This window comes from Alkalihalophilus marmarensis DSM 21297, from assembly GCF_000474275.2.
GTDB classification, from domain to species: domain Bacteria; phylum Bacillota; class Bacilli; order Bacillales; family Bacillaceae_D; genus Alkalihalophilus; species Alkalihalophilus marmarensis.
Map to the genome: position 1 here is coordinate 36181 of NZ_ATAE01000027.1, position 7253 is coordinate 43433.

Consider the following 7253-nt stretch of genomic DNA (forward strand, 5'->3'; position numbering starts at 1 on the left):
CTCTCCTAACTTTCATACAAATTTAATTCACTTGCTTGTTTTTCAAACGATACACATAAGCAAGCACCTCGGCTACAGCTTTAAACATATCTTCCGGCACTTGTTCTCCTATGTCAGCGTTGGCATACAGAGCCCGTGCAAGCGGCTTATTTTCAACCAGCACCACGTCATGTTCACTTGCGATCCCTTTAATTTTCTGGGCTACATAATCTACACCTTTAGCAACAATAATCGGAGCATCCGCTTTTTCCTCATCATATTTTAAGGCAATTGCATAATGAGTCGGGTTTGTGATAACGACATCTGCATTAGGGACTTCCTGCATCATTCTCTGCATCGCCATTTCCATTTGCTTTTGCTTACGCTTTGATTTGATCCTCGGGTCCCCTTCCATGTTTTTGTGCTCATCTTTAATATCCTTTTTGGACATTTTAATTTGCTTTTCATGGTCATATTTCTGATAGAGATAATCAGGGATTGATAGAAACAGAAGCAAGACAGCAACAGCTACACCCATTAATGCGGTCAGCTGGGCAATGACATAAAATCCATCAGCAACCGCTTTTTGACTTAGCAACAGCACATCTTCTAAGTTAAACCACAGAATAACGAATACGACCACACCAGCAAAAGCTATTTTTAATAAGGATTTCAGCAATTCAACAATAGCTCGTACAGAAAAGATTCTTTTAAATCCTTTGATGGGATCAATTTTACTGAGCTTCATTTTAAGCGGATCAGTTGTAAATAATGGACCGACTTGAATGTAGCTCGCCGCTACCCCAGCAACCATTGCCACAAGCATAATTGGAAGTAACACAACGGCCGCTTCCATCACAATTTCTTTAAACATGGCTTCAAAACTTCTTGGAGTGACATCCATTAATAGATACGTTTGAAACACATGCTTCATTAAATCCATCAACGTAGATCCTATGATGGCTCCTCCAAAAAACCATAAAAATAAAAAGACTAAAAGAAGAATAATAGCTGTATTAACATCTGTACTTTTAGCAACCTGTCCTTTTTTTCTTGAATCCTGCCTTTTTTTAGGTGTTGCTTTTTCTGTTTTTTCATCTGCAAAAAATTGCAGATTCATCCGTAGAAAAGCCATTATGCTCCTCCTAATAATTGCAGCAGCGTTCGCATTGCGAGCACCATTTGATCAAATAATTTTTGTACGACCATAATAAATACAGACATATAAACGATTAGAAGCGGCAAACCGACTAAAATTTTCAGCGGCATCCCAACCACGAACACGTTCATTTGCGGTACAGCTCGTGACACCATCCCAAGTGCAACATCAACTAGAAACAAAGAGCCGACAATCGGAAAAGCCATCTGAAATGCAATGATAAACATCGCATTGAAGGTTGTTGCGATATAATGGACGATGTTTTCTTGTCCAAACGGCAGAAAAACTTGATCCATTGGCACGAACTGATAGCTGTAAAAAATTCCATCTAACAATAAATGATGTCCATTTACGGCAAGCAAGAATAATAGAGCAAACGTATATAGATACCCACCTATTAATGGAGACTGCGCTCCTGTTTGAGGGTCGACCACGTTAGCAATCATAAATCCCATATTAAAATCAATAAATCCGCCTGCTACTTGTACGGCATACAATAAAATCATCGCAATCAGCCCAACGCTAAGCCCGACTAAAATTTCTTTAATCACAAGCAAGAAAAATGTAGCGTCAATTAAAACCTCAGGTGTATCTAATGTAAAGATCATAATCCAGCTAAGCATAAGAGCTAGTCCTATTTTATGAGTCGTAGGGATGGACCTGTGGCCGTAAATAGGCAGCACCGAAAAGAAGGCAAGAACTCGAACAAACACTAACAAAAAAGCCGGAAGAAGGTTAATAAATTCAACCATTATCCGATAAACCGGTGGAGATTGCTAAATATTTGGTAAGCAAAGTTTGTTACCTGTGAAAGCATCCACGGACCAAAAATAACAAGTGATGCAAGGACCCCGACAATTTTAGGTATGAAAGCTAATGTCTGTTCCTGTATTTGGGTGGTTGCTTGAAAGATACTAACTAAAAGCCCTAACCCCAATGCAACGATTAAAAGCGGACCAGCTACAATCAGTACTGTCCAGACACCATTTTCCGCCATGCTTATGACAAATTCAGAACTCATTAAGAACACATCCTAACTGAAGCTAAGCAGTAGTGATTGAACAATTAAATACCAACCATCTACAAGTACAAACAGTAAAATTTTAAACGGTAGAGCAATCATAACAGGAGGAAGCATCATCATCCCCATAGACATTAATACACTCGCTACAATCATATCGATTACGAGAAAAGGAACGAATATTAAAAATCCAATTTGAAAAGCCGTTTTTAATTCACTTATCGCGAAAGCAGGAATTAAGGCTGTCAACGGAATATCATCTAATGACTCAGGACGATCCATCCCAGCATACCCCATAAACAAGGCAAGGTCTTTTTCCCTCGTATGCTTGGCCATAAATTCTTTCATCGGCACCGCTGCTTGCTCTAATGCTTGCTCTTGGGTGAGCTCCCCTTCAAGAAACGGTGTAAGTGCTTGTTCGTTCACCTCAGCAAATATTGGAGCCATAATGAAAAACGTTAAAAATAGAGCTAGTCCAATCAGGACTTGGTTTGGCGGCATGGATTGAGTGGCCAAGCCTTGTCTGACAAATGAAAGGACAATCACAATTCTTGTAAAACTGGTCATTAGAATCAAAATGCCTGGTGCAAGCGATAAGACAGTCAGCACGATAAGCAGCTGAATGGTCGTAGCAACGTTCGCTGGCTCCTCTGATAAGAAATCAAGATCAAGTCCCGGGATTTGAGTAATAACAGGCATTATAAGTTGGTCAACCATCATTTATCTCTCTCCCTAACTGCATCATGAATCTCTTTTTGAGACTTTGAAACGTCTTTTAACTGTTTACCTAATAAGGCCTTAAAAGCTTCTTGATTATCATTTGCAGCTGGTGGAGAATGAGACTCTCTATTCCACAAACGATTGACCTTACCTAATGCTTTTGTAAGAGGCTGCTCAAATTGCTCGTATTGTTGTTCTTGCATTTGAACAAACGTTTCAACCTCTTTTGGGTCATCAAGTTCTTTCAATAATTGAATGGATTCCCCTACACCTACGACAAGAAGACGATCTCCTACTTTTACTAATTGAACAGAGCGGTTGCCGCCAAGAGGAACACCGCCAATATTGTGCAGCAATTTAGTCGATCTAAATGACTGGGTTCTTTTATTTACAAACCGCAGAAGCATATAAATTAAGAAGACAACAAAAACGAGAGCTGCAATCATTTGTATGAACATTAAAAATGGATTTTGATCTGTCAAACCAATCATTTCGTCTTGCTCGTTATTCATCTCACTTGCTTCGGTTTCTTGCAAGGATCCACTATCTTGCTGGTCACTTTGCTCGATATTCTCTTCGTCCGGAATTTCAGTTGAAGGCTCTTCTTGATTAATTCCTTCACGAGCTTCCTGAATGGCTTCTTGAACCGACCGATTTTCATTTTGACTTTCTGCCTCTGCCTCTCCTGCCGTAAATGCAACTAAAGAAGCTGCTAGGAGAGAAGCTAACACCTTCTTGCACATACTAGGTGACACCTCATTTACTTTCCTAATCCAATTATCCAAGTGTTTTCTTTATTGCCTCTAGCACGCGGTCCGCTTGGAAAGGTTTAACAATAAAATCTTTAGCCCCCGCTTGGATCGCATCAATGACCATTGCTTGTTGACCCATTGCAGAACACATGATTACTTTTGCATTTGGATCAATTTTTTTGATTTCTTTCAATGATGTAATCCCATCCATTTCAGGCATCGTGATGTCCATCGTGACAAGATCAGGTGATAGCTCTTCATACTTCTCGACAGCTTGAGCACCGTCATTCGCTTCCCCCACTACATCAAATCCATTTTTGGTAAGAATATCTTTAATCATCATGCGCATAAACGCTGCATCATCAACGATTAATACTTTGTGTGCCATTACGGTCTCCTCATTTCCAACAATTATTTTAAATTACGAATACGATCTTCCTGGCTGACAATGTCTGTCACCCGAACACCAAAACTCTCTTCAATAACAACAACTTCGCCTTTAGCGATAAGCTTTTGATTCACTAAAATATCAACCGGTTCTCCAGCAAGTTTATCTAACTCAATAATGGATCCTTGACCTAGCTCTAAAATCTCTTTAATAGAGCGCTTCGTCCGACCTAATTCAACGGTTACTTGAAGAGGAATATCTAACAGCATACTTAAGTTTTTAGATTCATGGTTTGACAGAGGCTGTGGTTCAAAATGAGAGAAAGCTGCAGGCTGCACATCTACTTCCCTGCCTCCGTGCATGCCAGAGCCAATATGCTGTTGTTCTCTAGTTCTTTCATGGATTGGTTGTTCAAAAGATTGATCCACATGATGAGATCGATCATTTTGCGGCATCTCGCTTCGGCGTGAATGAACCTCAGACTTTTCGGCAGGTGGCTCATTAGCAGGCATTTCTGGAATAACCTCTTCACCTAGGAAATCTCCATCTATTGGAGCTGGATTCATTAAATCATCTACTAAACGTTTGGCAAATGTAACCGTAACGAGCTGCATAATATTTGAATCAATTAACTCTCCGATTTTTAAACGGAATGAGATTTTTACTAAAATTTGATCTTCTGGCACATTTGACGTGCCTACATTATGTTTTAAATCCATTAAATCAATGCCTGGCGGAGAAATATCTACGCGTTTATTAAATACAGTCGACATTGAAGTCGAAGCGGAGCCCATCATTTGGTTCATTGCTTCTTGCACTGCACTCACATGCATGTCTGAAAGATCACTAGCAGGATTTGTGCCGTCTCCTCCAAGCATTAAATCAGCAATGATGGCCGCATCCCCTGTTTTTATGACAAGCAGGTTCATTCCTTCAAAACCTTCAGTATACTCAACATGAACCGCTACATGAGGCTGTGGAAATTCGGCCGGCAGTTCTTTGCTTTCTACTAAAGTAAGAGTAGGTGTCGTAATTTCTACTTTTTGGTTTAATAGTGTTGATAACGCTGTAGCAGCACTGCCAAAAGAAATATTTCCGATCTCTCCTAAGGCATCTTGTTCAATATCCGATAAATAATCATTTACATTTAACGAAGTGGATGATGATGGTGATGTTTCAATTTCTTCTTTCGTTTCTTCTTCTTTTGTTTCATCATCATTACCGATACCTTTTAGCAGTTCGTTTATTTCGTCTTGGGACAGCATGTCGTCATTCATCATCTTCTGCCTCCTCAATTACATCCGTCACTTGAACGGCCATTTTATTTTTCATTTTCCCTGGCTGAGCATAGAATTTCTTCTCGCCTTCAACCGTTACAAGAAGAGGCTCATTGATTAATTGATCTAACTCAATGACGTCTCCTTCACCTAATTGCAGAAATTCATTTATCGTTATTTCCGAGCGTCCAAGCTCTGATTGAATAAGTAATGGTGCCTTTTTAATTTTTGCTTCAATCGCTTCTTTTTCACCTGGCTGATGTTGTTTCTTCTTCTCTTGCATCCAATAGTGAACAGAAAGCTTAGGGAGCACTTCCTCAAGAACAACATGCGGCAAACAAATATTAATCATGCCTGATGTTTCTGAAATAGTTGTTGATAAGGAGATGACAACAACCGTTTCATTTGGTGAAACCATTTGAAGAAATTGAGGGTTAACCTCGATCTCCTCCATCACAGGATCCATTTCAACCACGCTGCTCCAAGCTTCCTCAAAGCTGTCTAATGTACGTTGAAACAATTGTGACATGATTCTCGTTTCTATTTCAGTTAAATTTTCTATTTTGTTAATACTGATGCCCTTCCCGCCTAATAACCTGTCCAGCATGGCATATGCTACATTAGGGTTCACTTCCATCAATAAACGTCCTTCTAACGGATACGGTTCAAATACATTTAAGATGGTCATTTTTGGGATCGCACGGATAAATTCTTCATATGGCAGCTGATCAACGGATGCCACGGATATTTGAACAAACGTCCTAAGTTGAGCCGAAAAATAAGTGGTTAACAATCTTGCAAAATTTTCATGGATACGAGTTAAACTACGAACTTGATCTTTAGAAAAGCGCAGGGCTCGTTTGAAATCGTACACTTTAACTTTCTTTTCCGTCTCTTCTTTTTTGAGTTCATCAGCATCCATTTCTCCAGTAGAAAGTGCCGATAACAGAGCATCAATCTCACCTTGCGATAAAATGTCAGCCAAGAGCCTCACCTCTCCATTCCTTAAAACAGCTATCTAACGTTTCTTTATAAATCTATCATCCCGCAAATCTATCGACCTTTATAATAGATTTAGTGGGAGTTGATTATTGAATGACCCAGCTTGTGGTATACACTTGAACAACCGAGCCCTCTTGTAATAATTGATTAATTTGTTCCTTTATTTCTGCTTCAAGCTCTTCGATCCCAGCAGAGCCGGCAAGATCCGGAGATTTTTTACCAGATAACGTTCTAAGAATAATGTTTTCCACTTGAAAATCACGCTTCTGAATTTCTTGCAACGCTTTTTTGCTATCTACGTGAATATGGAACTGAGTACGTACAAAATCATTTGATAATAAGTTTGTCGTAATTTCTTCAGTTACATAGGACTGGGCAATAATTTCATCAATCGTAGGCTCAGCATTGGCTTCAGGCTGATTTGTAAAATGATTAAACAAGACCAGCGTAATCACACCAATTAAAGTTAAGGCAATTAAAATGATAAGCATGATATTAATGAGCTTATTTTTAAACAATCATGAGCCCTCCAAACCTTTATAAATCGATATAAGACCAATTTCTTTGTACCTTTGGTTAATTAGTGAGTAGACTTCTTTCAAATCATTTTTAACAACAATTTTTTTTCCGCTGACTAGCGTAATTGTTGTATCTGGAAATGCTTCTATTTGTTCTATTAACAAGACATTCAGCATGAACAGCTGCCCATTTAATCGAATTAATTCAATCATTTTATGGATGGGCTAGGGCAAAAGCATTATAACTCCTAGGATGCGGTGTTAGGTATTCCGTTCCTGAAATATACTTCGCTTTCCGTGGGGAGCTGGTGAGCTTCCTCGTGCATTTGCACTCCGGGATCTCACCCCTGCTCTAGCCGAGGCCACTGATAAACCCATGGTTTTTTTAGTGGCCTGAGGAAATGATTAAAAAAATAAAAAAAAGGGCAGTTTCTTCT

Annotated in this window: 10 protein-coding genes; all 10 read right to left on the reverse strand. The window is 39.3% G+C overall.

The window, feature by feature from the left end; translation table 11 throughout:
- Nucleotides 1-22 precede the first annotated feature (22 nt).
- The 10 genes from flhB to A33I_RS09205 all read right to left on the reverse strand — a co-directional run bounded on the left by flhB (nucleotide 23) and on the right by A33I_RS09205 (nucleotide 7029).
- On the reverse strand, nucleotides 23-1114 hold the full coding sequence (flhB, locus tag A33I_RS09160) for a flagellar biosynthesis protein FlhB (protein WP_012959372.1): 1092 nt from the start codon (nucleotides 1112-1114) through the stop codon (nucleotides 23-25).
- Complete coding sequence (gene fliR / locus A33I_RS09165; protein ID WP_022628161.1) at nucleotides 1114-1890, reverse strand: flagellar biosynthetic protein FliR; 777 nt, start codon at nucleotides 1888-1890, stop codon at nucleotides 1114-1116. The genes flhB and fliR overlap by 1 nt, the downstream gene beginning before the upstream one ends.
- Entirely contained in the window at nucleotides 1890-2159 is a 270-nt protein-coding gene (gene fliQ / locus A33I_RS09170) for a flagellar biosynthesis protein FliQ (RefSeq protein WP_012959374.1), read from the reverse strand. Before fliQ ends, fliR begins: the two co-directional genes overlap by 1 nt.
- 12 nt (nucleotides 2160-2171) lie before the next feature.
- A complete protein-coding gene (gene fliP / locus A33I_RS09175) occupies nucleotides 2172-2876 on the reverse strand; it encodes a flagellar type III secretion system pore protein FliP (RefSeq protein WP_031311532.1) in 705 nt (234 codons plus the stop codon).
- Entirely contained in the window at nucleotides 2876-3622 is a 747-nt protein-coding gene (locus A33I_RS09180) for a flagellar biosynthetic protein FliO (protein WP_022628163.1), read from the reverse strand. Before A33I_RS09180 ends, fliP begins: the two co-directional genes overlap by 1 nt.
- A gap of 34 nt (nucleotides 3623-3656) precedes the next feature.
- Nucleotides 3657-4019 (reverse strand): response regulator, encoded by a 363-nt coding sequence (locus A33I_RS09185; RefSeq protein ID WP_012959377.1) that lies wholly within the window; start codon nucleotides 4017-4019, stop codon nucleotides 3657-3659.
- 23 nt (nucleotides 4020-4042) lie between these two features.
- Nucleotides 4043-5299 carry a flagellar motor switch phosphatase FliY gene (gene fliY / locus A33I_RS09190; protein WP_022628164.1) on the reverse strand — a complete coding sequence of 419 codons (1257 nt, stop codon included), beginning with the start codon at nucleotides 5297-5299 and terminating at the stop codon, nucleotides 4043-4045.
- The gene (gene fliM, locus A33I_RS09195; RefSeq protein WP_022628165.1) at nucleotides 5289-6281 is read right to left on the reverse strand and encodes a flagellar motor switch protein FliM; all 993 of its coding nucleotides are present in this window, start codon (nucleotides 6279-6281) and stop codon (nucleotides 5289-5291) included. Before fliM ends, fliY begins: the two co-directional genes overlap by 11 nt.
- A gap of 103 nt (nucleotides 6282-6384) precedes the next feature.
- Nucleotides 6385-6816: a flagellar basal body-associated protein FliL gene (gene fliL, locus A33I_RS09200; RefSeq protein ID WP_012959380.1), complete on the reverse strand. Its 432-nt coding sequence runs from the start codon at nucleotides 6814-6816 to the stop codon at nucleotides 6385-6387.
- On the reverse strand, nucleotides 6817-7029 hold the full coding sequence (locus A33I_RS09205) for a flagellar FlbD family protein (RefSeq protein WP_022628166.1): 213 nt from the start codon (nucleotides 7027-7029) through the stop codon (nucleotides 6817-6819). It lies immediately after the preceding gene.
- Nucleotides 7030-7253: the final 224 nt, after the last annotated feature.

What these genes read in the sequence shown, in the direction of transcription:
- flhB (WP_012959372.1), bottom strand. Translation starts at nt 1,114, where the DNA reads ATGGCTTTTCTACGGATGAATCTGCAATTTTTTGCAGATGAAAAAACA.
- fliR (WP_022628161.1), bottom strand. Translation starts at nt 1,890, where the DNA reads ATGGTTGAATTTATTAACCTTCTTCCGGCTTTTTTGTTAGTGTTTGTT.
- fliQ (WP_012959374.1), bottom strand. Translation starts at nt 2,159, where the DNA reads ATGAGTTCTGAATTTGTCATAAGCATGGCGGAAAATGGTGTCTGGACA.
- fliP (WP_031311532.1), bottom strand. Translation starts at nt 2,876, where the DNA reads ATGGTTGACCAACTTATAATGCCTGTTATTACTCAAATCCCGGGACTT.
- A33I_RS09180 (WP_022628163.1), bottom strand. Translation starts at nt 3,622, where the DNA reads ATGTGCAAGAAGGTGTTAGCTTCTCTCCTAGCAGCTTCTTTAGTTGCA.
- A33I_RS09185 (WP_012959377.1), bottom strand. Translation starts at nt 4,019, where the DNA reads ATGGCACACAAAGTATTAATCGTTGATGATGCAGCGTTTATGCGCATG.
- fliY (WP_022628164.1), bottom strand. Translation starts at nt 5,299, where the DNA reads ATGATGAATGACGACATGCTGTCCCAAGACGAAATAAACGAACTGCTA.
- A33I_RS09205 (WP_022628166.1), bottom strand. Translation starts at nt 7,029, where the DNA reads ATGATTGAATTAATTCGATTAAATGGGCAGCTGTTCATGCTGAATGTC.